20 protein-coding genes are annotated in these 24,020 nt (G+C 69.2%); 15 read left to right on the top strand and 5 right to left on the bottom strand.

The annotated features are described in order from the left end of the window. Positions 1-6 precede the first annotated feature (6 nt). A complete protein-coding gene (locus tag IEY87_RS15805) occupies positions 7-264 on the bottom strand; it encodes a GntR family transcriptional regulator (RefSeq protein ID WP_225277289.1) in 258 nt (85 codons plus the stop codon). A 191-nt stretch (positions 265-455) separates the two neighbouring features. On the opposite strand from IEY87_RS15805, the gene IEY87_RS15800 reads away from it, so the two are divergent. Both IEY87_RS15800 and IEY87_RS15795 read left to right on the top strand, forming a co-directional pair. Continuing rightward, positions 456-665: a DUF397 domain-containing protein gene (locus IEY87_RS15800; protein ID WP_189139450.1), complete on the top strand. Its 210-nt coding sequence runs from the start codon at positions 456-458 to the stop codon at positions 663-665. 163 nt (positions 666-828) lie between these two features. Beyond that, the gene (locus tag IEY87_RS15795) at positions 829-1,200 is read left to right on the top strand and encodes a hypothetical protein (RefSeq protein WP_189139368.1); all 372 of its coding nucleotides are present in this window, start codon (positions 829-831) and stop codon (positions 1,198-1,200) included. Between the two features lie 353 nt (positions 1,201-1,553). Here IEY87_RS15795 and IEY87_RS15790 read toward each other — a convergent pair whose 3' ends face one another. After that, positions 1,554-2,063 (bottom strand): DinB family protein, encoded by a 510-nt coding sequence (locus tag IEY87_RS15790; RefSeq protein WP_189139367.1) that lies wholly within the window; start codon positions 2,061-2,063, stop codon positions 1,554-1,556. A 30-nt stretch (positions 2,064-2,093) separates the two neighbouring features. Continuing rightward, on the bottom strand, positions 2,094-2,729 hold the full coding sequence (locus tag IEY87_RS15785) for an SAM-dependent methyltransferase (protein WP_189139366.1): 636 nt from the start codon (positions 2,727-2,729) through the stop codon (positions 2,094-2,096). A 116-nt stretch (positions 2,730-2,845) separates the two neighbouring features. Here IEY87_RS15785 and IEY87_RS15780 point away from each other — a divergent pair, with 116 nt between their 5' ends. The 4 genes from IEY87_RS15780 to IEY87_RS15765 all read left to right on the top strand — a co-directional run bounded on the left by IEY87_RS15780 (position 2,846) and on the right by IEY87_RS15765 (position 6,080). Continuing rightward, the gene (locus IEY87_RS15780; RefSeq protein WP_189139365.1) at positions 2,846-3,691 is read left to right on the top strand and encodes a metalloregulator ArsR/SmtB family transcription factor; all 846 of its coding nucleotides are present in this window, start codon (positions 2,846-2,848) and stop codon (positions 3,689-3,691) included. Then, positions 3,688-4,287: a dihydrofolate reductase family protein gene (locus tag IEY87_RS15775; RefSeq protein ID WP_189139364.1), complete on the top strand. Its 600-nt coding sequence runs from the start codon at positions 3,688-3,690 to the stop codon at positions 4,285-4,287. The genes IEY87_RS15780 and IEY87_RS15775 overlap by 4 nt, the downstream gene beginning before the upstream one ends. A gap of 107 nt (positions 4,288-4,394) precedes the next feature. Next, complete coding sequence (locus tag IEY87_RS15770; RefSeq protein WP_189139363.1) at positions 4,395-4,973, top strand: helix-turn-helix domain-containing protein; 579 nt, start codon at positions 4,395-4,397, stop codon at positions 4,971-4,973. A gap of 495 nt (positions 4,974-5,468) precedes the next feature. Continuing rightward, a complete protein-coding gene (locus IEY87_RS15765; RefSeq protein WP_189139362.1) occupies positions 5,469-6,080 on the top strand; it encodes a hypothetical protein in 612 nt (203 codons plus the stop codon). Positions 6,081-6,356: 276 nt separating this feature from the next. On the opposite strand, the gene IEY87_RS15760 is transcribed toward IEY87_RS15765, so the two are convergent. Next, a complete protein-coding gene (locus IEY87_RS15760) occupies positions 6,357-8,471 on the bottom strand; it encodes a TerD family protein (RefSeq protein ID WP_189139361.1) in 2,115 nt (704 codons plus the stop codon). A 15-nt stretch (positions 8,472-8,486) separates the two neighbouring features. Between IEY87_RS15760 and IEY87_RS15755 the strand changes: the two genes are divergently transcribed. The 8 genes from IEY87_RS15755 to IEY87_RS15720 all read left to right on the top strand — a co-directional run bounded on the left by IEY87_RS15755 (position 8,487) and on the right by IEY87_RS15720 (position 22,202). Continuing rightward, positions 8,487-9,518 carry a TauD/TfdA family dioxygenase gene (locus IEY87_RS15755; protein WP_189139360.1) on the top strand — a complete coding sequence of 344 codons (1,032 nt, stop codon included), beginning with the start codon at positions 8,487-8,489 and terminating at the stop codon, positions 9,516-9,518. Between the two features lie 14 nt (positions 9,519-9,532). Beyond that, complete coding sequence (locus IEY87_RS15750; RefSeq protein WP_189139359.1) at positions 9,533-10,000, top strand: NUDIX domain-containing protein; 468 nt, start codon at positions 9,533-9,535, stop codon at positions 9,998-10,000. Positions 10,001-10,159: 159 nt separating this feature from the next. Next, complete coding sequence (gene pglY, locus IEY87_RS15745; RefSeq protein ID WP_189139358.1) at positions 10,160-14,122, top strand: BREX-2 system ATPase PglY; 3,963 nt, start codon at positions 10,160-10,162, stop codon at positions 14,120-14,122. After that, positions 14,119-16,920, top strand: a complete 2,802-nt coding sequence (gene pglZ / locus IEY87_RS15740) for a BREX-2 system phosphatase PglZ (RefSeq protein ID WP_189139357.1) — start codon at positions 14,119-14,121, stop codon at positions 16,918-16,920. Before pglY ends, pglZ begins: the two co-directional genes overlap by 4 nt. Before the next feature lie 5 nt (positions 16,921-16,925). Further along, the gene (gene brxD / locus IEY87_RS15735) at positions 16,926-18,239 is read left to right on the top strand and encodes a BREX system ATP-binding protein BrxD (RefSeq protein ID WP_225277291.1); all 1,314 of its coding nucleotides are present in this window, start codon (positions 16,926-16,928) and stop codon (positions 18,237-18,239) included. Next, complete coding sequence (locus tag IEY87_RS15730) at positions 18,239-20,332, top strand: DEAD/DEAH box helicase (protein ID WP_189139356.1); 2,094 nt, start codon at positions 18,239-18,241, stop codon at positions 20,330-20,332. The genes brxD and IEY87_RS15730 overlap by 1 nt, the downstream gene beginning before the upstream one ends. Positions 20,333-20,442: 110 nt before the next feature. Continuing rightward, complete coding sequence (locus IEY87_RS15725) at positions 20,443-21,663, top strand: metal-dependent hydrolase family protein (RefSeq protein ID WP_189139355.1); 1,221 nt, start codon at positions 20,443-20,445, stop codon at positions 21,661-21,663. A 104-nt stretch (positions 21,664-21,767) separates the two neighbouring features. Beyond that, a complete protein-coding gene (locus tag IEY87_RS15720; RefSeq protein WP_189139354.1) occupies positions 21,768-22,202 on the top strand; it encodes a BP74-related protein in 435 nt (144 codons plus the stop codon). 38 nt (positions 22,203-22,240) lie between these two features. Here IEY87_RS15720 and IEY87_RS15715 read toward each other — a convergent pair whose 3' ends face one another. Then, a complete protein-coding gene (locus IEY87_RS15715) occupies positions 22,241-22,867 on the bottom strand; it encodes a restriction endonuclease (protein ID WP_189139353.1) in 627 nt (208 codons plus the stop codon). Between the two features lie 289 nt (positions 22,868-23,156). Here IEY87_RS15715 and IEY87_RS15710 point away from each other — a divergent pair, with 289 nt between their 5' ends. Further along, on the top strand, positions 23,157-23,975 hold the full coding sequence (locus IEY87_RS15710; RefSeq protein ID WP_189139352.1) for an alpha/beta fold hydrolase: 819 nt from the start codon (positions 23,157-23,159) through the stop codon (positions 23,973-23,975). Positions 23,976-24,020 lie beyond the last annotated feature (45 nt).

The following is a 24,020-nucleotide window of genomic DNA, read 5'->3' as shown; positions in this document are numbered from 1 at the left end:
ACCTGCTTAGGATCCATTGTTGTCCCGGCGGACGACGATGGATCCTTTGCCGCGCCTGGTGACGATCAGGCCCTGCTCTCGGATGATCTTCATGGCGAGACGCACGGTTGGCCGAGCGACACCGAACTCCTGCTCAAGCGTGACCTCGGACAGCACGGTTTGGGGCGGATAGACGCCTGACCTGATGCGCTCGGTGAGGATCTGCGCGATCTGCTCGTACTTGTAGAGCGTTGCGTCCCATTCGATGTCTTCAGAGCCCGTCACCTACATAACGCTACGAGGCTATTGACGTGTAACCATAGAAGCTGTATGGAGCTCATAGAAGATCCAAAGACATCATAGCCATAGACATGACCTTACAAGTGAGCGTACAGTCATCGCGCAATGGCGGTGTGTAGCGAAGGTCCTTGGCGGGCGTGAATTAGTGCCCGGGGCAGAGGAAGGGAGATCGCGTGATGGATCTGTACGGCAGGCCGCTCGACGAGGTGCCTTTCGGGCGGTTGCGCGGCGGTGAGCAGGAAGAGGGCGTGGACAGTTGTGTCCTGATCGCTCCGATCCCGGGCGTGGCGGATGCTTTCGCGCTGCGGGACGCGAAGCACCCGGAGGCAGGGACCCTCCGGTTCACCGGTGACGAGCTGCGCGCCGCCGGGCTGACCACCCTCTAGGTACCACCCGAAGGCGGCGGTCCCTGCCTGATCCAGGCAGGAGCCGCCATGGTCCGAAAATCTACGGGAGCGGCTGAGCATGCATTGGCACGCGTACCAATGGGTCGATGCGGGAGTCGGCCGGGGCGATGAGGTCGTACGGCGGCCGTTGTCGCCTCATGGTGTGACCTCGGTGCTGTCGCCGGTGCGGGCGGATGACCGGGCCGGGCCGGGGTCGCGGGTGGCGGCGACCTTTGCGGAGGTCTGGCTGGCGGTGGTCTGGCTGGCCGGCGCGTACGGCAAGATCCGCGAGGAGTTGCCGCTGCCGGGGGTCTTGCTGGAGGAGCGGCTGGAGGCCGCTCTCGACCTGCTGCCCCGTGGTGTGGACGTGCGGTGGGGGGAGTGGCTGCACGGCGGCCGGTTCGTCACGATCGGCGTGGCGTGCTGCCCGAACCGGCACGTCCCCCATCCCTGCCCGCTGCGCCGCCCCTCCCATGAGCGCGCGGTGGCCGTACCGACTCTGACAGCACGACCGACTTGGGAGGCATGGCCATGATGGAATTCCACAGCAGCCATCTGAAGCCCTTGCGGGAGGGTTTCGTCCCGATCGCTTGGTCTGAACCGGTGTCCAGGGGAGGCTCGGTCCGTGTTCGGGCGCATACGTGCGGGTGCATGACGCCGTCGTACGAGCTGTGCTCGGCGGCTGGTTTGGTCCACATCCGCCGGACCGTGCGGTCGGCCGGGGGCACCTGCGTCAGCGAGAGTCCTTGGCTGCGGTCCGCCGCAGCGCATCGGCTGTGGGAGAGCCTGCTCGACGGCCACGCCCGATAAGCCACGTGCGGGCCCGAGGTCACAGATGTTGGTAGACGACGGTGTCGTGGACGCCGTCCAGCCATGCGCGTTGAGCTGTCAGCGGCCGGTGGAGCCGTCGATCTGCTCGCGGATGATGTCGGCGTGGCCCGCGTGCCGGGCGGTCTCCTCGATCATGTGCACCAGGGTCCACCGCATCGTCGGCGCCGGTCCCCTGCGCGGGGGCCGGGGAGCGGGGTGGGTGAGGTCGGGGCAGGCGTCGATGACCTGGTTCGCTCGTACGATGACCTGCCGGTAGCCGGCGAGCACGCTCTCGATCGTGTCCTCGGGGGACGGGCGCATGGTCCGGCCCCAGTCGTCTACGTCCTCGCCCAGGAAGTAGAACCGCTCGACGAAGGTCAGATGCCTGACCAGTCCCAGAAGGTTGGTGCCAGAAGGCACTCCGGGAGTCCGGACCTGCGGCTCCGGCACGTCCGCCGCCTTGTTCGTGATCGCCTCGCGGAGGTGGTCGAGGAATCCCCGCAGGGTGGCCTTCTCATCGGCGCCGGTTCGCGGGGGGCCGGTGTCCCTCACCCGTGACCTGGGTTGCTGCGTACTGTCTATCGGCATTGTTGCTGCTCCATCTGGTTGGGGCGGTCGTCAGAGGGTTCGGCGGAGGACGAGGACGTTGTCGGTGACCGTGGCGGTCTGGCCGGCGGGTCCGGTCGCCCGGCGTCGGGGCATGTCCGCGCGCAGGACCGGCCACTGCTCGGGATCGAGGTCCAGCTCGGCGGCGATCTCGGTGGGGGTGGGGTAGTGGGTGTTGGGGTCCTGGTTCCAGGACCAGGGTGCGGTGGAGCCGTGGTCGACGATCAGCAGCAGGCCGCCGGGACGCAGGGCCCGGGCGGCGGTGCGCAGGACCTCGGCGCGGGGCAACGTGAACGAGGTGTGGAAGTACTGTGCCGAGACGAGGTCGAACTCCCCGTCCGGGAAGCTTCGGGCCAGGTCGTGCTGTTCGGTGGTGACCCGATCTCCGAGGCCGAGCTCGCGGGCGCGCTCCCGTACCTGGGCGACGGCGGTGGCGGAGATGTCCACGGCGGTGACCTGCCAACCGTGCCGGGCGAGCCAGATGGCGTCGCCGCCCGCGCCACAGCCCAGATCCAGGGCCGCGCCGGGGTGTAGGGGTCCGGCAGTCTCGACGAGGAGCGGGTTGGCGCGCTCGCCCCACGTGCGCCGGGCCCTGTAGTGCTTCTCCCAGAACGATTCGGCGACCTCGCTGGGGTCGGTGGTGTCCATGCGGACATCGTGGCCGCGATGATTCCAGGCTTGCAAGAAAAGTTGCGGATCTGCATGGTAGCCATTCCCTAGACATTCCTTGACGCGAATATTCGCCATGGTGAATACTTCTACCCATGGACGCATTGCTCGCCGCACTGGCCGACCCGGCCCGCTGGCGGCTCGTGGGCCTGCTCGCCGAGCGGCCGCGGCCGGTCGGTGTTCTTGCCCAACTCGCCGGGGCGCGCCAGCCGCAGACGACCAAGCACCTGCAGGCCCTTGAGCGTGCCGGCATCGTCACCTCCCAGCGCTCCGGCCAGCGCCGCATTTACGCGCTCCGGGCCGCGCCTCTGCGGGAGCTGGCGGCTGCGCTCACCCGGCTGGCCGACACCGCGGAACAGGCCGGCGGCTCGCGCGAGACCTACGACCGCTACGGGCTCAGTCTCCACGCCGAGCGGCTCGCCGCCAAAGAGCCGGGCTGGGCCGACGGCCGCTCCTTCCGCTTCCACCGGTCGCTGGCAGCGGGGCCGGAGGAGGTCTGGCGCCACCTGACCGAGGACTCCCTGCTCGCCCGCTGGTGGACGCCGGATGACCTGCACGTCTCCGAGCTCGTCTTCGAGGCGCGGCCCGGCGGCCGGATCGTCCATGAGTACCGCGACGCCGAAGATGCCGACGGCTCCGACCTGGTCGCCGGGCGCGCGCTGGGAGTCGTCGAGGACGTACGCCCCGGTGAGCGCCTGACCTACCGGCTCTCCCCGCTGCTCCCCGACGGCGGCCTCGCCTTCACCGCCCACCTCGACCTCGACCTCCAGCCCGCCGACACGGGTACAGAGCTCGACGTTCACTTCCGTATCAGCGACAGCACGATCAACTCCGCGGACTTCATCGCCGGCATCGAGATCGGCTTCGGCCAGAGCCTCGACAAGCTCGCGGCGACCCTCGCCGCGGGCACGCACACCACCACTACAAGGAGTACGAAATGACGAACTCGACCGGTCGCAGGGTGACCGCGAACCTGAGCCTCACCCTCGACGGGCGTTACAACGGCCCCGGCGGGCCCGGTGATTTCGCCGCGTTCGCCCCCTATGTGACCAGCGAGGTCGCGCGAGACCACATGAACCGCATCTGGGAGAGCGCGACGACGGCGCTGCTCGGCCGGATCAACGCCGAGGGATTCATGGGCTACTGGCCGGCGGTCGCCGAGGACGGCAACGCCGACCCTCGTGATCGCGGATACGCCAAGTGGCTGGTCGACACGGAAAAGGTGGTCTTGTCCACCACCTTGACCGAGGCCCCGTGGGAACGCACCCGCGTGGTGAACGCCCCCGCCGCCGACGTCGTTACCGACCTCAAGGCCACCGGTGAGGGCGACATTCTCGTCAACAGCAGCGCGAGCATCATCAAACCGCTGCTGGCGGCCGACCTGCTCGACCGGCTGTACCTCATGATCTTCCCCGAGATCGCCGGGGGTGGGCAGCGACTGTTCGACGATGGCCTGTCGGCTTCGACGTGGATGCTCACCAACCAGCAAAGCGGTGAACTGGGCGAGATCGCCATGGTCTACGACCGAGTTCGCTAAGAAGGGATCTCCAATCCGTCGGGGACAGCAGGGCGTCGGCCGGGCGGCGCAGGTGCCAGGCGATTCCGGGCTTGCAAGAAAAGTTGCGGATCTGCATGATGGCGGGCATGGGCAGAACTGAACAGGATGTGTTGGCCGGGGTCGGGCCGCGTCTGCGGGCTCTGCGCCGGGCCCGGGGAGTGACGTTGGCGGGGCTGTCCGCGGAGACCGGCATCACGTCGAGCACGCTGTCGCGGCTGGAGAACGGGAAACTCCGGCCCACGCTGGAGCAGCTGCTCCCGTTGGCACGGGCCCATGGCGTCCCGATCGAGGACCTGGTGGAGGCGCCGCTCACCGGCGACCCCCGCATCCACCTGCGGCCGATGCGGCGTTTCGGACTGACCGTGGTGCCGCTGACCAGGCGTGCCGGGGGGATCCAGGCGTACAAGGTGATCTACCCGCCCGCCTCCCGCGCGCGGGCGACGAGTCTGCAGACCCACGAGGGATACGAGTGGTTCTACGTCCTCAACGGTCACATCCGCTTCGTGCTCGGTGACCAGGAGTTCCGGCTCGGCCCCGGTGAGGTGGCCGAGTTCGACACCCGAGTGCCCCACCGGATCGGCAGCGCCGGAGACGAGCCCGCGGAGCTGCTCACGTTGTTCGGCCCGCAGGGGGAGCGCGCCCACCTGTCGACGGCCAGGGACTGACCGGCCGAGCTTCGCGCGCCTGTTCCGGTGGACGCGCTCGGCGGCTCAGGGAAGGAGCCCGCTGCAGATGGATGCGAACCGGCAGCGGCTCTGATCGCCAGGCGTACCCCGGTCAATGATCATGGTCAGGCTGCAGCCGTATGCCCGGCGGGATGGCGATATGCGAGGGGTGATCGCTGTGTCGGCTTGGTTGGGCCAGGCAGCATGGGTGACGGCCTGGTGGCCGGTCGCGATGGCTGTAACCGGAAGGACGGCAGAGAGGCCTCTCCGGGGCGGGCCCTACCGGTCGCTACCGTCCTTAATGAGACGCCATGAAATTCGAGCGTTGTCGAGTACATAATTCATGGCCAACTGAATACTCTAATTCCTGGGCATTGCTCGACTTCTTGGCGGGCTGGGAAGTCGTACGCGAGAAATATTTACGTTCGAACCGTGCACTATCTGCTTTCGCTTTCTGGTCATACGATGAGTGCCTTCGCCCGAAGGAGGCAGGACATGAGCACGCAGCCGGTAAGCCAGAACAATCTCAAGCCATTTCAGAAGCTCCCTCTGAACTGCACCAACTTCGAGGACGACACGCAATCCCCAGCCATGCGGAAGGAGTTGGCACAGGTCGTCACCGAGATGCTGAAGTACCACGACGCCCACCCCAGTCCCAGCGATGACCCCGTCTACAAGAACAGCAGGGACGAACTGGTCGCGATCAAGGAAATGATGCAGCAGACGCGGTTGGTTGGCGCGGGGAAAATGCTCTGTCTGGTGACTAGGCATGACGGCAAGATTCAGGGCCTGGCGGTGGTGAGCAGGCTCCACAACTCTCTCAGGATCGATCAGGCGTCGGCCGCACCCTGGAATATCGTGCCCCCGGCGGTCAGCGAGGCCAACTCGCCGAATCCGTTCCGGGGGGTCGGATGGCAGATGGTGAGTGTCGCGCTCACCTACTGCGGGGTAGTGGACCTGACCGCCGCAACCGAACAATCCGCTCAAAGCTTCAACAAGATGGGATTCCTCACCCGCGAGGGCAAGTCGCTGCAAGGCGGAGACTTCGGGGTGCTGGAAGGCGCTCAGGCCCAAGCCTTCAAGCAGAAGCTGGCGTCGTTCGGCTGATCGTAGATGCTGCCGCATCTTGGCGTAGCCACGAGCGGGCTCGCCCGGTGACGCTGACCGCCGCCGGGCAGGGTTCGTGGGCGAACTGGCCGTGAGGAAGGCTCGCGAGCTATATCCAGTTGGTCCCCGTGGGGTACCGACCTGGTCGCGAAACCAGGTGAGAAGGAAGCGCGCGAATGGCCTCACGGCCAGAATGCGAGGAGAGCGGGAAGGCTAGAATTTCATCCAAATTGGTTGAGAAGGAAGCCCTTCCATGGCCTCGCGATCTTCAGCTTATCAGGCGGGGATCAGCTCGTGCAGCGTCCCGGGCGTGTACACCCGGGCCCCCTCCGGCAGGTCGGCCGGCGCCTGCAGCCCGATGTACGTGGTGTGCCCGGCCGTCGAGTTCTTCGCCCGCAGCAGGTCCGCCAGGTAGCGGACCCGCAGGTGGTCGCGCTCCACGATCGAGCGCACCAGCAGGGAGGAGGTGACGCGGTTGCCCTCCACCTGGTTGAAGGAGGGATGCCCCTTCAGGTAAAGGTGCAGCCACTTCACCCGCCAGCCGCCGTCGTCGCCGCGCAGGACGACGAAGGGCAGGGCGACGCGGCCCGCGCCGCGCAGGTCGGACTTCATCCGCACCGTGCGCGGTTCGAACGGCCGGCCCTCCTGCTCGGCGTCCCTGGTCATGTAGCCGAAGAACGCCTCGGCGGCCTCGTCGAACGCCTCGCCGGCGAAGATGTGAACCTGCGGGATGATGATCGGCCGGGTCGCGTCGGCGAGCCTGATGTTGATGAACTCCGACGCGCCGTCCTCCGCCTCGGTGAGGTCCCCGGAGTACTCGGCGAAGTCGTTGCCGTAGTTCGTCCACGAGATGTGCTCGGCGTTGCCGTAGTCGGCGTCCAGCATGAGCGCGGACAGGTCGTAGTCGGTACGCCGCTCGGCCTGCCGCCAGTGCACGAAGAACCGCAGCAGCTCGCCGTCCACCGGCGACAGCGATCCGCGCGGCAGCATCCCCAGGCCGGGGACGACGGCCTTGCCCGACAGGGGCAGGGCGACGTCGAGCACGTCCGGATCGATGACCAGCTCGCCCGGGTCGGGCAGGCGGCGGGTGATCTCCTCGTCCAGGATGGTGACCGCCCGCGACAGGACCTGCTCGCCGAGCGGCGCGCGGGCGTCGGGGGTCGCCCACGCTCCGCCGTGCCGGTTGGTGAAGACGCGGCCGGCGGCCGGGGCGAGGCGGTTCTGCAGGTGCTCGCGCAGCGACAGCAGGACGCGACCGGAGGCGCCCGCCGCGGCCTTCTCGGCGGCGTCGAGCACGGCTGAGGTGTCGTGGCCCGACCGCAGCAGGTGGTCGAGGCGGCGCAGCAGCGCGCCTGGCGTGTTTCCCAGGAGGGCGACGGCGTCGCCGGTGCGGCCCGCCGACAGGGCGGCCTCGACCCGGCTGTCGAAGCTCGCGGCGTGGCGCACTCCTCTGGCGACCTCGAAGACGTGGGCGGCGCGAGGAAGCTTCGGGTACTCGTGCGGGTGCAGCCGCTCGCCGAGCCGCTTCCACGGCTCCCGGTGGCGCGGCACGTCGCCGAGCTTGGCCGGGACGGCGATGGCGTCCAACGCCTCCAGCAGGGCGCGGCGCTCGGCGCGGCGGAACGAGCGGAACCTGGTCGGCGTCGACAGGGTGACGTCGCCGCCGGAGACCCCGCAGGCGAGCCGCAGCACGTCGGTCACCGTGTCCACCAGCAGCGGCCGCCCGGCCGCCAGACGCACCTCGTTGACGATGGCGCGGTTCTCCCGCACCGGGATGCGCTCGGGCTCGTCGGCGCAGAACCCGGCCAGGGTATGCAGCGCCGCCAGATCCTCCTCCGCGAGCGGCACCTCCGAGCCCGCCAGCGAGAAGTAGAGCTCGCGTGCCTCTTCCTCCAGGCTCGCGCCCAGGTCCAGCACGGTCACCCGGTCGCCGGCCAGCGGCAGCAGCTCGGCGTGCGCGGCCAGCAGGTCGGCGTAGCTGTGCTGGTAGCGGCCGTAACCCGGCAGCTCGAGCAGGTTCAGTGTCGACGGCTGGACGCGCGCGGCGGCGACCGGGTCGAGCAGGGCTTCCCGCAGCAGGCCGACCCAGAACTCCATGGTGTCGGGCACGTTCTTGGGGAAGTCGATGAAGTAGGCGTTGTGCTGGACATGGTCGCCGACCAGCGTGCGGACGGCAGCCAGCACCCGGACGCCGAGATCGAGCACGGTCTCGCCGCGCAGCCTCGCCAGGCGTTCGAGCAGGGCCGCCGAGCATGTGAAGCCGACGCTCAGCAGCGCCGCGTCGAGCTGGCGGGCGGCCACCTCTCCCCAGCCGGGATGCGAATCGGCAGGCGCGTCACCGATCGGAACGCGCAACCGCCGGGCGATGACGAGGGCTTCAAGATTGTCCACGAGCGCACCCTATAGGTGGGTACGCATTTCCAGGCCCTGGGAGAGATGCTCCGGCACCAGCCCCAGGCGACCATCGTCAAGCTTGCCGAGATGGCGTGCGGCGGAGGGGCGGAGTTCGTCGCGGCCGCGGACATGGCGTTCGCGGCGATCGGTCGGCCCCTCTCTTGTGAAAGAACGGGAACTCGTCTGAATCGAGAAAAAGCTTGGAGAAAAGGCATAGCGTATCGAAGCGGCACCTTGACCTCTGGCGCGGCGGGTAGTACGGATCAGGAGGTGCCATATTTGAGGAGTGGTCGTTCGGGAAATCCGCTGGTCGCAGTGAGGAAGATGAGAAACGAACACCTCAGGGGATTGGGGGGAATGAGGCTCAAAGCACCGAACGGGCAGGAATTTCGCATCGATCAGGCACAAGATGGGTTGACTCAGCATGGAATCATTCTCTTTTCCGGAGCGACCCTAAATGAGCTTAAGTCCGCCCTGAACGATTGGACGGTCCCTTATCGGCACCCTCACGACATCAGTCCCGGGGTAACCGTTATAAGGCCGAAACTCACCGGCGAAGCCAACGCCAAAGGATTCACATATGAGGCACTACCGCTCCACACGGACAGGGCGCAGGTGGACAATCAACCGACGATAATCGGTTGCCTGTACACGCAGGAGGCTGCCGATGGAGGCGAGTCGCTTCTCGTGGATGGGGCGGAGATCGTGGACGCCATGTTCGCTCGCCGCCTCGAATATATTCGTGGTCTGCACCGAGAGTCGGTCTTCTCCGGGCATCCAGAGGCGGTATTCAAGGTCCACACCGAAAAATTCCCGCCGGACAGTGCGGACACTGTGCTGATCTGTACGGATGGTTTTGCTCGGTGCATAGTCGATTACAAGATCCTTCGAAGCTGGGCGGATCTTAAAGTTGATGTGCATCGTCATGGGCTCAAGGAAATAACTTCAAGAATAAGAAAGTATGAAGCGCAGGACCGGTCGAACTCATCGCCGACGAAGTTCGAGCAGTCGGATGATCTTGCGGCGATTATTCTCGCCAATTAATGGAGGAGCTACGCATGGATGGTCCAGACCGACTCGGCCCCGATGGGAAGCCTCAGTATCTGGTGGAGCGTAACGCCGGATATTTCGAGTATCAGCTGCCCATATCGGTCAAGCTCGTCATCGACATCGACGGTAAAATACCGCTGCTCATGAACGAGCGGGACGAGTGGGAGTTGCCCGGGGGGAAGCTGGAGGTCGGCGAAACTCCCGAAGTGTGCGTGTGCAGAGAAGTGTACGAAGAGCTCAATCTCACCGTCACAGTCGAATCGATCATCGATACGTGGGTCTACGAGATCACGCCGCTGCGTCATACCTTTATCGTGAGCTACGGCTCGACATATCGCGGGAACGAGCAGATCCGAAGCTCTAACGAGCACAAAAAGTTGGGCCTGTTCGGGTACGGCGAAGTTTCCGGCCTCCACATGCCCGAACAGTACAAACGAAGCATAGAACGATGGCAGAAGTTTCCCGCGAGATGCTGAGACCCCTCGGGGGCATCGGCCGGCAAACGCCGACCGGCTCATCGCCACCTGGGGGAGGGCATGATCGTTGAGATCGCGCCCTCTGTTTTCGGCGTCTGGTCCCGGTGTCGGGATCGTTCGGTATCGTCGAGCGCGGCGTCGAAGGAGAGGTCATCCCCCATGGTCCAGCAGCCCCTGCTCCGCGAGGTCATCGACATCAAGGAGTCGATCTCCACCTCGGATTTCGTGCTGAGCCTGGCGGAGGCGGTGACGCCCGAAGGGGCCGAGCGGGCGCTCAAGGACTATGTGGTCACCGAGCGCCTGCTGGAGAACTTCGACGAGGCGATCGGGCTGATCAAGTCCGCTCTCGACGGGCGTACGTCGAAAGCGGCCTACCTGCACGGCTCGTTCGGCTCCGGCAAGTCGCACTTCATGGCGGTGCTGTACGCACTGCTCAGACACGACCGGTCCGCCTGGCGGCGCCCGGAGTTCGACCCCGTGCTCACCAGGCACGAGTGGCTGGAGCGCGAGGGTAAGAAGTTCCTTCTCGTGCCGTACCACATGCTGGGGGCCAAAGCCCTGGAGCAGCGGGTGCTCGGCGGCTACGTCAGCCACGTCAAGAAGCTGCACCCGGACGCGCCCACCCCGCAGGTCTACCGGACGGACTCGTTGTTCGCCGACATCCGGGCCATGCGCGAGCGGATGGGCGACGACGCGGTCGTCAGGGGGCTCGGGTTCGGCGACGAGGGAGACGACGAGTGGGGGGAGTCGTTCGCGTGGACGCCCGCCCTGCTCGACACCGCGCTGGGCGCGGAGGAGGCGCACGACGGCGGCGCCCCGCTGGACCTGGTGCATCCGGCCACGCCGGCCGAGTTGCGGGCCAAACTCGTGCAGGACGCGAGCACCAGCCTGCTGCCCGGCTTCGCGCGGAACGCGGTCGAGGACGAGCACGGGTTCATCTCGCTGGACGCCGGACTGTCGGTGATCGCCGAACACGCCAGATCGCTCGGTTATGACGGGCTCATCCTCTTCATGGACGAGCTGATCCTCTGGCTGGCGACGCTCATCCACGACCAGCGGTTCGTCGCCCGTGAGGCCAGTAAGATCACGAACTTCGTGGAGGGCGGCGACGCCCGGCGGGCGATCCCCATCATCTCGTTCATCGCGCGCCAGCGTGACCTGCGGGAGCTGGTCGGCGAGGAGGTGTCGGGCGCTGCCGAGGCGTCCATCCAGGACACGCTCAACCTCGCGTCCGGGCGCTTCGACAAGATCACCCTGGAGGATCGCAACCTTCCGCAGATCGCCCACGCCCGTGTGGTCAAGCCGATGAACGACGAGGCGGCGGCGCTGGTCAACGCCGCGTTCGAGCGGACCAAGAAAGTCGGCCCGCAGGTCTGGGACACGCTGCTCGGCTCGGACAAGGGCAGCACCGGCGCGGACGAGGAGTCCTTCCGGCTGACGTACCCCTTCTCGCCCGCGTTCATGGACACGCTGGTGCACATCTCCTCCGCTTTGCAACGTTCCCGGACCGGTCTGAAGCTGATGGGACAGCTTCTCGCCGACCACCGTGGTCACCTGCGGCTGGGCGATCTGGTCCCGCTGGGAGACCTCTACGAGGTGATCGCCGCGGGCGGGGACAAGCCGTTCGTGGACAGCCTGAAAGTGGTCTTCGAGGCCGCCGACCGGCTCTACAAGACCAAGCTCCGGCCCTACCTGCTCGGCGTCAACGAGGTCACCGAGGACGACGTCGAGCGCTTCCTGCACCGGCCCGAGACGATCACCGATCCCGGGCTGGCCCAGCGCTGCCGGGTGTTCGTCGGGGACAACCGGCTGATCTGCACGCTACTGCTGTCAGCCCTCGCGCCCAGCGTGCCCGCGCTCAGCGACCTGACGGTCCGGCGGCTCGGCGCGCTCAACCACGGCTCGGTGACCGCGCCCATCCCGGGCAGCGAGGTCGGCATCATCAAGGCCAAGGTGGCCGACTGGGCGGCCCGCTTTCCCGAGATCAAGGAGACAGGCACCGACGCCAACCCGGCCGTGCGACTGGAGCTCACCGGCGTCGACGTGGACTCGGTCCTGGCCAACGCCGCCGTCAACGACAATCCCGGCAACCGGATCGCGCTGGCCAAGAAGCTCCTCGCGGCCGAGCTGGGTGTGGACCGTCCCAACGGCCGGCTGGGGGCCGACGAACTGCGCCTGGTGTGGCGCGGCTCCGAGCGCACCATCGAGGTGATCTTCGGGAACATCGCCGACGAGAGCGAGATCGAGGACCACGACCTGCAGCCACAGCTCGACGGGCAGTGGCGGATCGTCGTGGACCTGCCCTTCGACGAGGGCGACTACGGGCCCGTCGACGACGTCAACCGCATGCGCAACCTGCGCGCGCGCCCGCGCATGGGCAAGGCGCCGCAGACGGTCGGCTGGGTGCCCGCCCACCTGTCGGCGCAGCGGATGGCGGACTTCAAGCGGTTGGTCGTCATCGACAAGGCGCTCTCCGACGAGCACCGCTTCGCCACCCAGTACGCCGGCCATCTCAACGCCGACAACCGCGCACGGGCCAAGGGCCTGCTGGAGACGCAGCGCGACGCGCTGCTCAAGCAGGTCCGTACGGCCTTCAAGGGCGCCTACGGCCTGGACGCGAAGAAGGCGGCCGATGTCGAGCTGGGCTTCGACGAGCATTTCGCGCCCCTGCCGGACCTGGCCGGGCTGACCGTCTCCTTCGGGCAGTCGCTGCGTGACGCCATCCGGCACGTCGCGGGCCAACTGCTCGCCCACCAGTTCCCCGCCCACCCCGAGCTGGACCGGGACGCCACCGGCCTCGCGGTGAGACCGGCCGACGCCAGGACGGTGTTCGGCCATGTCCGGGCCGCCGCCGAGGCGCGCGACGGGCGCGTGGAGGTGCCGGCCAAGGACCGCAAGCTGATGGAGCGCCTCGCCTGGCCGCTCGGGCTCGGGCAGCAGAAGGAGGCGTACTTCGAGCTGTCCACCCGGTGGGCCGACCACTTCCGGCGGGAGGCGCAGCGCGAGGGCGTCACCGGCGACCTCAGCGTGATCACGCTCACCGACTGGACGGACCGGCCGGAGCGGCGCGGCCTGGAGCCGTTCCTGGCCAACCTCGTGGTCGCGGCCTTCGCCGAGATGGACGACCGGGTGTGGGTGCGCGAGGGCGTGCCGCTGGAGCCCGCGCCCGAGCTCTCCCAGATCAAGCCGCGTGACGCGCTGCGCAGCCAGCCCTTGCCGGACGAGGCTGACTGGGCGGAGGCCCGGCAGCGGTTCGAGGTCATCTTCGGAAACAAGGCGCCGACCCTGCGCCGCGGCCGCATGGTCAACCAGTTCGCCCGGCAGATCTCCGAAGCCGCTGGAGAGCACCGTGAGACCGCTGCGGGACTGGTCCGGCAGCTTGAGGCGCACGTGAGCTTCCTCGGTCTGGACGAGACCGACGAGAGCGGGCGGCTCGCGCTGGCCCGCCGCTCGGTGGAGCTGCTCGCAGCGCTGCAGGAGGCCGGGCGCGGCGCGAGTGGGGCGAAGAAGGTCATCGAGGTGCTGGCCCGCTTCGACCTGGGGCAGGTGAGCGCCGACCGCTACGGCAGCTCGGTCAAGCGGGCGCACGAGGTCGAGCGGGCGCTGGCCGGAGCCGCCTGGGACACGCTGGAGCTGGCGCAAGGGCAGGGGACGGAAGGGCTGGCGCTGCTGGAGTCCCTGCGCGGGGTGGCCAACGCCGACCCCCGGGCGGGGGACCTCGTCGAAGCGCTCGCCGACACGCGCGGCAAGGTCACCGCGCTGATCAAGCGCAACCAGCGGCCCGTCGTCAGCCCGGGTCCAGGCTCCGTCGGTCCGGCGGGCGGGAACGGCTCCGCCGGTGAGACGGGTCTGACCGGGGGAACCGGCCCGGCAGGTGGACCTGGCCCGGCCGGCGGGACCGGCGCGGTAGGTGGGAGCGGACCGGCAGGCGGTGTGGCAGGGCTCGGCGACCTGGACGAGCCCGGCCGAACGCCGGACACGCCCGGTACACCCCGCCGCTCTGGATTGAAGCGTACGAAAGCCTCTCAAGCAGTGGCGGAGCTGGCCGCTGAGCTGGCCGAACTGGTGGCCGGCGAGCCGGACGCCATCATCGAGGTCTCTTGGCAGGTCGTGCAGCGATGAGCACAGCGGTCACCGTCGCGGTGCGGCTGAACGCCGTGACCGTCGCCCAGTATCTGTCCTCCCAGACCTCGCTGACCGGCTCTCCCGGCGAACGGCGGCGCGTCGTCCTGCTGCGCTCCGCGCCCGTGTGGGACGGGCCAGGCGAGCTCGAGTTCGGCGAAGGACGACGCGCGCGGATGGCCACCGCGCCGTCGCCGCTCGCCGTACACGAACTGGCGCTCGGCCACCTGGCCGGACAGGACGAGCCCGCGGTGCTGGTCGTGCTGACCGATCGGGAGCAGACCGAGCTCGACCCGGCGATCCTCGCCCGGGTGCACAAGCAGCGCGTCCAGACCGTGGACAGCTGGAGCGTCGTACGGGAGGCGTTCGGCGCCGGGCAGGTCGACCCGCGGCTGAGTGAGGACGACTGGGCGGCCGAGGCGCTGCTGGACGCCACTCCGCCGGGCGGCTGGCCGCCGCTGGCGGGCGGGGTGCTGTCGCGCCGCACCGCTCTGTCGACACTGGCCCTGCGTCGGCTCGGGCTCGGCCGCTACAGCGAAGATCCGCTGGCCGACGACGAGGGCCTCGACACCCACGCCCTGCTGCGATGGTCGCTCGTCCCCGGCGCCCCGGAGCGGCTGCTGGCCCTGCGCGGGCCGGAGCGGGCCGGTCTCATGACGTTCCTGGGCGAAGAAGACCTGGCGGGCCGGGCACTGCTCGCGCTGGTGGCAGCCGGGCACGGGCCGGACGCGGTGGCGTTCGGGCTGGTCTGCGCGTCGCTGTGGCTGCGATCCGACGCCGACGAGCAGACCTACCGCGCCCGAGGCCGGGCCGAGCGCTACTTCGGCGACGAACCACCCGCGACGGGGGAGGCCCTGGACGCGCTGGTCATCCCGTTCGGCAGGGCCTGCGAGGAGTACGTGACCGCGCTGCTGGCGGCAGGCCGTACCGACGGCGACGAGGAGCACACCCGCCAGGTGCGGCGGATCACCAGCAGGGTGCTGGAGCGGGCAGGAGGGCTCGCCACGCACTTCGGCGCCGAGAGCGCGGTGGCCGCGAGCCCGGTCCTGGCCGCGGGACTCGACGCCCGGTTCGCGGCGGCAGGCCGGGCGTTGGCGGGTCGGGGCTCACAAGCGATCGCCCGCGCCGTCCGGGAGCTGGGAGCGCACGGCCTGGCCGCCGACCCGGACCCGCGCGTGCGAATCACCCGGGCACGGATGGGGCAGCGGCTCGCCCAGTGGCTCGCCACCGACCCGCCTACGGAGGCGGAGACGGTGGCGGCGGCGATGGAACGCCACCTGTCCGAAACCGGATGGGTGGATCAGGCGCTGGAGCACGTTGAGTCGGGCGGTGACCCCGAACCCGCGCTCAGAGCGGCCTACGACCGGCTGGGCACCGACGTCCGCGAGCGGCGGCGGGCGATCGACCATTCCTTCGCCAGGAGGCTGGAGGCGAGCACCGACCCCGGCGGCATGCTCACCGTCGAGTCCTTCCTGACGCGCGTGGTCAAGCCCGTGGCCGTCAAGAGGGAGCGGCGGGTCATGCTGCTCGTCCTGGACGGGATGAGTGCGGCGATCGCCACCGAGTTGGGGGAGGAACTGCGGCGCGACTGGGCCGAGTACGATCCGCTGCCGGACGAGCGGACCCCCAAGCGGCGGGCGATGGCCGCCGCCCTGCCCACCCTGACCACGATCTCCCGCACCTCCCTGTTCGCCGGAAAACTGATGAAGGGCACGCAGGCCGACGAGAAGCGGCTCTTCCCGGCGCACCGCTTCTGGGGGAGCGCTCAGGCGGCCGTTTTCCACAAGGACGACCTGCGAGGTGACGGCGTCGGCGACGCCTTTGGGCCGGAGCTCACCCAGGCGCTGGCCGATGAGGACACCCACGTCGCCGTCGTGTTGAACACCATCGACGACCGGCTCGGCAAGGAGCAGAAGCTGGGTGACGGCGCCTGGCGGCTCGACGACATCGGCAAACTGCGCGAGCTGTTGCGGATGGCGGCGGACCAGGGCAGAGCGGTCATCATCGTCAGTGATCACGGGCATGTCGTGGACCGGCACGGGATCAAGCTCGACGGCGACGGGATCGCCTCCGCCCGGCACCGCACCCCGGGTGAGCCCGTACGAGAGAGCGAGATCGCGTTGTCCGGCCCGCGGGTGGTGTGGCCGCAGCCGGGCGCCGAGATCGTCGCGCTGTGGGACGCGGACTCCCGCTACACCTCGCAGAAGGCCGGCTATCACGGTGGTGCGGCGGTCGCCGAGTTCACCATCCCGGTGCTGGCGTTCCTGCCCTTCGGCGCGGAGCCGCCCAGAGGCTGGCGCGAACTGGGCGATCAGCGTCCTCCATGGTGGTCCCTGGAAGAGGTGCAGCCTGTCGCGCCCACACCACTGCCCGCGCCCAAGAAAGCACAGAAGCGATCGAAGTCACGACAGGAGCTCGGTGACGCGCTGTTCGACATGGTCCTGGCACCGGCGGAGGACGCACTGCTCGCCCCCCGGCTCCGGTCGCCCGCCGATCGGCTGGCGGACGAGCTCCTGGCCTCGCAGACTTTCGAGGAGCAGGTGAGCCTCCTGGCGCGCAAGCCGCCCATGGACAAGGTCGACCAGGCGATCCGGGTGCTCCTCGACGCGGGCACGCTTCCGGCCACCGCCCTGGCCCAGCGCATCGGCTACCCGGTGACCCGGGCCGACGGCTTCGCCGCCGTCCTGCGCCAGCTCCTCAACTACGACGGGGTCCAGGTCCTGGAGACACTTCCGGACGCGCGGACCCTGCGCCTGCACACGGCACTGCTGCGGGACCAGTTCGAGCTGGGACACTGATCGACGTGAGTGTCACCAGATCCGCCCAGGTCAGTGCCGCGCGCCGGCGATCGGTGATCGATGCGTTGCGGCGCGGCGCGGTGCCGGAGAGCGGGCTCGACCTGCTCGCCACCGGCCTGGACAGGTTCGAGTCGGCGCTCGACGCCGAGTTGGACGCCGTCACCACCGGCGGATCGGTGTTCAAGGCCGTCAGGGGAGAGTACGGCTCCGGCAAGACGTTCTTCTCCCGATGGCTCGGTGAGCGCGCCAAGCGTCGCAATTTCGCGGTCGCCGAGATCCAGATTTCCGAGAACGAGACGCCGCTGCACAAGCTGGAGACCGTCTACCGGCGGCTGACCGAACGGCTCACCACCGCCAGCTTCCCGCCGAGCGCGCTGCGACCGGTGGTGGACGCCTGGTTCTACGCGCTGGAGGAGGACGCGCTCGCAGCCGGAGCCGGCGACGACGAACTCTCCGCCGAGGTGGACACGCTCCTGGCCGCCCGCCTCGCCGAAGTGTCCCGGCAGGCGCCCTCCTTCGCGACCGCGTTGCGTGGCTACCGGGCCGCGCTGCTCGACGGGGACGAGGCCACGGCCGCGGCCGTGCTGGCCTGGCTCGGCGGGCAGCCCCACGTGGCCGCCGCCGCCCGCAGGTCCGCCGGAGTGCGCGGCGACCTCGACCACTTCGGCGCGCTGGGTTTCCTGCAAGGGCTGCTGACCGTGCTGCGCGACAGCGGACATCCCGGGCTGCTCGTCGTGCTCGACGAGGTCGAGACCCTGCAACGTGTCCGCTCCGACGCCCGCGACAAGGCGCTCAACGCGCTGCGGCAGCTCATCGACGAGGTGCACTCCGGCCGCTTCCCCGGCCTCTACCTGGTGATCACCGGCACCCCGGCGTTCTACGACGGGCAGCAGGGCGTGCAGCGGCTCGCGCCCCTCGCGCAGCGGCTGTCCACCGACTTCAGCACCGACCCGCGCTTCGACAACCCGCGCGCCGTGCAACTCCGGCTGCCGGGCTTCACCCAGGAGTCGCTGGTAAGCCTGGGGCTGACCATCCGCGACCTGTACGCGGCCGGTGCCGCCGAACGGGTCAAGGCCATCGCCGACGACGCGTACGTCACCGAGCTCGCACAGGCGGTCGGCGGGGCGCTCGGCGGCAAGATCGGGGTGGCGCCCCGGCTGTTCCTGAAGAAACTCGTAGGAGACGTACTCGACCGGATCGACCAGTTCGAGGACTTCGACCCGCGACGGCACTACCGGCTCACCTTGGCGGGCAACGAGCTCACCGACCTTGAGCGCAATCTCGTCGTCTCGGCCGACGACCTCGACCTGGACCTGTGATGACCGATCCGGTGGAGCGGCTCGACCCGGTCGTGCTGCACCACATCGTCAACACCCTCGGCTGGCCCGATATGCGCCCCATGCAACGGGCGGCGATCGAGCCGCTGATGAACGGGGAGGACGCGGTGCTCCTGGCCCAGACGGCCGGTGGCAAGACCGAGGCGGCCTGCTTCCCGCTGCTGTCCGCGATGACGGCGCAGCACTGGACCGGCGTGTCCGTGCTGTACCTGTGCCCGCTGAAAGCCCTGCTCAACAACCTCATCACCCGGATCGACGGCTACGCGCAGTGGCTCGGGCGGCGGGCGGCTCTCTGGCATGGGGACACGCGCGCATCACAGCGGCGGCGGATCCGCACCGACCCTCCGGACATTCTGCTCACCACACCCGAATCTCTTGAGGCGATGCTGATCGGATTCACCACCGACCACGCCCACCTGCTGGGACAGGTCCGAGTGGTGGTGGTGGACGAGGTGCACGCCTTCGCCGGAGACGATCGCGGCTGGCACCTGCTCGCCGTGCTGGAGCGGCTGGAGCGCGTCACCGGGCACTCCATCCAGCGCATCGGCCTGTCCGCCACCGTGGGCAATCCGCGGCACCTGCTCACCTGGCTGCAAGGCGCCGCCGCCGGTCGGCGGGCCGGGCAGGTGATCGCGCCGGACCTCGCCGCGTCGCCTTCACCGGGTGACGTCGAGCTCGACTACGTCGGCTCGCTCGACAACGCCGCGCGGGTGATCTCGACGCTGCATCGGGGAGAGAAGCGGCTGGTGTTCTGTGACTCGCGGCGGCAGGTGGAGCACCTGGGTGCGGCGCTGCGTGCTCGCGAGGTGAACGTGTTCCTGTCCCACGCCTCGCTCTCCGCCGACGAACGGTCGCGTTCGGAGCAGGCGTTCACGGAGGCGCGCGACTGCGTCATCGTCTCCACCTCGACGCTCGAACTCGGTATCGACGTGGGCGACCTGGACAGGGTCATCCAGATCGACGCGCCCCGCACCGTCGCGTCGTTCCTGCAGCGCCTCGGCCGCACAGGGCGCCGCACGGACACCGTACGCAACTGTCTGTTTCTCACCACCACCAAGGAGGGCCTGCTCCAGGCGGCGGGGCTGGCGGTGTTGTGGGGGAAGGGCTGGGTGGAGCCGGTGAACGCGCCCCCCGAACCCCGCCACCTGGTCGCGCAGCAACTGCTCGCCGTCACGCTCCAGCGGCACACGGTCGGCGATCGGATGTGGCCCACTGAGTGGAACGGGCTCGCGCCCTTCGACCGCTCGGCCGAGCCCATCCTGCGGCACCTGGTCAGCCAGGGTTACCTTGATGAGGATGGCGGGCTGCTGTTCGTCGGCCCCGAGGCAGAGCGGCGCTTCGGCCGGCGGCACTTCATCGAGCTGACCGCGTCCTTCACTGCCCCACCCCAGTTCACCGTGCTCGCGGGACGGCAGGAGATCGGGCGGACCGACCCTTCGGTGCTGACGGAGGAACGACCGGGCCCCAGGCTGCTGCTGCTCGGCGGCCGTAGCTGGCGGGTGACGTTCATCGACTGGACCCGCAGGAGAGCGTTCGTCGAACCCGCCGACAGCGGTGGCGTCGCCAAGTGGACCGGCGGCGTGGTCACCGGACTGTCGTACGACCTGGCCCGCGCCATGCGGGAGGTGCTGCTCGGCGCCGATCCTCCGGTGACGCTCACCCGTCGCGCGCGGGCGGCGCTCGCCGAGTGGCGTGAGGAGGAGGCGCCCGGTCTCGTCCATCCGGGCGGGACCCTGGTGACCAAGGTTGGTGAGGACGTCCGGTGGTGGACGTGGGCCGGCTACCGCGCCAACGCGACACTCGCCGCCACGCTGCCGTCGGTCACTGATCCCGTCCAGCGGGCGACTGACCTTTTCGTACGGCTCCGTACGGATATCACCGCGGCTGCCTGGCGCGAGGCCCGCACCGGAGCCGCGCTCGTCCTGCCGGATGTCGATCGGCGCGCCGTCCACGGGCTGAAGTTCGCCGCCGCGCTGCCGGAACGGCTGGCGGTGGCGACGGTCGCGGCCAGGCTGGCGGACTTCGACGGGGCTCAGGCGGTACTGGCGGAGCCGGTGCGCCTTCAGCTCGGGTGATCGGTTGTGCTCTGCGACGAAGAACGCGGCCTGCGTTGACGCACGGCCCGTCGCCGCAGCACCCTTCCGTAGGCGATCCTGGCCCCATCATCCAAACGGAGGAGCGACTGATGCTGGTTCTGCACGGCGGCACGATCATCGACGGCACGGGCACCGACCCGGTGACGGGATCGGCGCTGCGGGTCGACGGCGAGCGGATCGCCGGGTTCGGCGCCGCCGAGGGCGCGGTCAACCTGGACGTCGATGGGTTGACCGTACTGCCTGGATTGATCGATCTGCACGCGCACCTCGGTCTGGTCGACTTCGGTGAGGCGGGGATGCCGCCCGCGCTGATCGCGGCCGCGGCGTTCGAGAATCTGGGGTTGTGCCTTGAGGCCGGGTTCACCACGGTGCGTGAGCTCGGCGGCCTGGACGGTGGCATGGTGCAGGCGCTGCGGCAGGGGGCCGTGCGCGGGCCGCGGCTGCTGCCTTCCGGGCCGTTGCTGTGCCAGAGCGGCGGGCACGGCGATCTGGGGCCGTCGTACCTCTCGCACGGTCATGACGTGCCCAGCATTCCCGGGCTGATTCAGCGGAGTCAGGTCTGCGACGGCGCCGACGAGGTGCGCAGGGCCGCGCGGATGGCGTTCCGGCACGGTGCGACGCAGCTCAAGATGTGTGTCTCCGGGGGAGTGGTGTCGCACAACGACGCGATGGAGGACACGCAGTTCAGCGTCGCCGAGATGCGGGCGGCGGTGGAGGAGGCGCGGGCCAGGGGGACGTACGTGACCGCGCACGCGCACAACGCCGACGCCATCCGGATGGGCCTCGAAGCCGGGATCGAGTGCTTCGAGCATGCCACGTACCTCACCGAGGAGGTGGCGGCGCAGGTCGCCGCGGCGGGGGCGGCGCTGGACTTCACCGTGTCCATCTGCGAGCTGTTGCGTGACCAGGCCGCCGAATGGGGAGTGCCGGAGACCGGGTTGCCCAAGCTGGAGGGCGCGGCGAAGGCCGCCGGCGAATCGCTCCTGATGGCCCGGGAGCACGGCATTCTCGTCGGCTCCGGCTCGGACCTGCTGGGCAGGGCCCAGAACCGGCGCGGGCTGGAGATCGCCCACCGGGCGGGACTCGTCGGCGCCATGGCGGCCATCGTCACCGCGACCTCGTCCAACGCCCGGATCCTGCGCCTCGACGACGAGCTCGGCACGCTGCGGGCGGGCAAGCGCGCGGACGTGATCGCGGTGAGCGGCGATCCGCTGGCCGAGCCGGAGCTCTTCGACGACCCGTCCCGCGTGGTCCTGGTGATCCAGGACGGCCGGATCGTCAAGGACACGCTCAACCTGGCCACCCCGTGAGCGTCCTGAGGTAACGCAGGCGTGTCGAAGCGGACAGTGACCGTGCGATTACATTGTGTGACGAGTGGCCGTGTCAGCGGCCCCGACACGCACCGGAGACGCCCATGCGACGTATCACCCCCAAGGTCGCCGCCCTCGTAGCGATCGCGATGCTCGCCCTGACCGCACCCGCCCAGGCCCAGCGGGCAGCCGCCCCCGAGGCCTACTTCGAGTTCACCGACAGCACCCGGGAGAGGGCCGTCCTCAAGCTCACCGACCCGGCCAAGATCCAGCACGCCAGGGAGCTGGTGACCGGTATCACCAACGACAGGCCGCACATCCTGGGCAGGATCGTCAAGCGCCCCGCCCCCTACAACCCCCGCTGGTCCTACCACTACAACCCCGAGACGGTCGACTTCTTCGACTTCGCCATCGAGGTGTGCGACGCCTCGATCCCCTACGTCGAAGACCACCTGGACGAGGCGGGCGGCGCGTTCCTGCCCGGCCTGATTTGGTGCCCCTGGAGCTCACGCCTGGTGCGCGAGATCCCCGTGCCGTAGGACGCCGAGTGAGCCCGGGCCGGTGCGCCCGGGCTCACTCAGGGAGTCTCGACGGCCGGTGTCCGGCCCCGGCGCAGGCGGGCGAGCCAGGGCATCGACGACCTGCCCGGCCCGAGCCGGTAGACCCCCAGCAGCCAGTCGGCCAGCCTGTCCTGGTCGATGACGATCAGGTCCTGCTCACGGGCCGTATCGGCCGCCTGCGTGCTGAGGTAGTTCGAGGTCACCAGCACCCCTTGATGGTCCTTGTACGGCGCGGCGTGCAGAGCTCCGACGAAATCGCGCACACCACCGGGCCCCAGCGGGCGGGTGTAGTACTTGCACTGGACGGCGTACGGACTGCCGTCCGGCGCGACGCCGAGGACGTCGATGCCCCGATCCCCGGACCCGCCCACCACCCGGACCTTGCGGAACCCGTCGCGCCGCAGCAGCTCGGCCGTCAACTCCTCGAAGCGTTTGGGGTCGAGCTGATCCAGCCCGGCCCGCATCAGCGCCTCCCGTCGATAGCTCGCCCCGAGGCGGCGCACCACGACGACGGCCGCGCCCAGCAGGACGGCGAGCGTGACCACGGTGACGGCCAGGGGCAGCCACGACGATCTGAGGAAGTCGAGCACCCACGGCAGCGCGAACACCGCCGCGACCGGCAGGGCCAGCCAGGCCGGATTCACCTGCCCGCGGCGTCTCCGGCGGGTGGGACGTCCGCGTGCTGATGTTCGGCGCCTCGCCATCGCGACCTCCAGAAAGAAGGGAAGACACACGCGAGTGTGAACGGCGGGACCGACAGAATCCACCGCCGCGACCGCCTCGCGGTCAGAACCTGTGTCCGGCTCGACGCCGGAGAAACGCAGAAGACGCTGCCGGACGAGCGGGGTCGGTGATGGGATCGATTCCTTTTCCGGGGATCCGCCGTCATACAACCAGAAATCCCGACATCACGCCCGAACGGAGCACCACCCCATGCCCGCGACCACCACCGACATGATCATCTCCCGCGACGGCACCGAGATCGCCTTCGAGCGGCTCGGCGGCGGTCCCGCCGTCATCCTGGTCTCGTCGGCGCTCGCTGACCGGAAGGACGCCGCCAAGCTCGCCAACCTGCTCGCCCGCCACTTCACCGTGATCAATTACGATAGACGCGGCCGGGGCGCGAGCGGCGACGCCACGGACTACGCCGTGGAGCGCGAGATCGAGGACCTCACCGCGCTCATGGACCACACCGGCGGCTCGGCGTCACTGTTCGGCAGTTCCTCCGGCGCGGTGCTCGCCCTCCGCGCCGCCGCCGCGGGGCTGAACGTCGAGCGGTTGGCCCTGTACGAGCCTCCGTTCGCGGTCAGCGGGGACGGCTTCGTACCGCCCAGGGACTTCGGCCGGCACATCGACGTGCTGCTCGCCCGGGAGAAGCGCGGCGAGGCGGTCAAGTACTTCATGACCCAGGCGCAGGGCATGCCGGCGTTCATGGTGGCCATGATGAGGCTGATGCCCGGAGTGTGGTCCGGCCTCACGAAGCTGGCGCACACGCTGCCGTACGACATCGCCGTCATGGGCGGCACGCAGCAGGGCGGGCCGCTGGAGGCGGCCGAGTGGGCGGGCGCCACCGCGCCCGCCCTGGTGCTGACCGGCGGCAAGAGCCCGGCGGGGTTCCACGACGCCGCGCGGGCGCTCGCGGAGGCGCTGCCCAGTGCCACGCACCGCACCCTGCCCGGACTCGATCACGGCGCCGTGATGATGGCGCCGAAGAAGCTCGCGCCCACGCTCACCGAGTTCCTCCGGCCCTGATGCCTGGGCCGGCTTCCCCATGGGAGTGTCGGCCAGCGCGAGTGG

It is taken from the genome of Nonomuraea glycinis, assembly GCF_014646515.1.
Taxonomy (GTDB): domain Bacteria; phylum Actinomycetota; class Actinomycetes; order Streptosporangiales; family Streptosporangiaceae; genus Nonomuraea; species Nonomuraea glycinis.
Note: the sequence above shows the minus strand (reverse complement) of the source record. Positions and strands in the feature narration are given on the sequence as shown.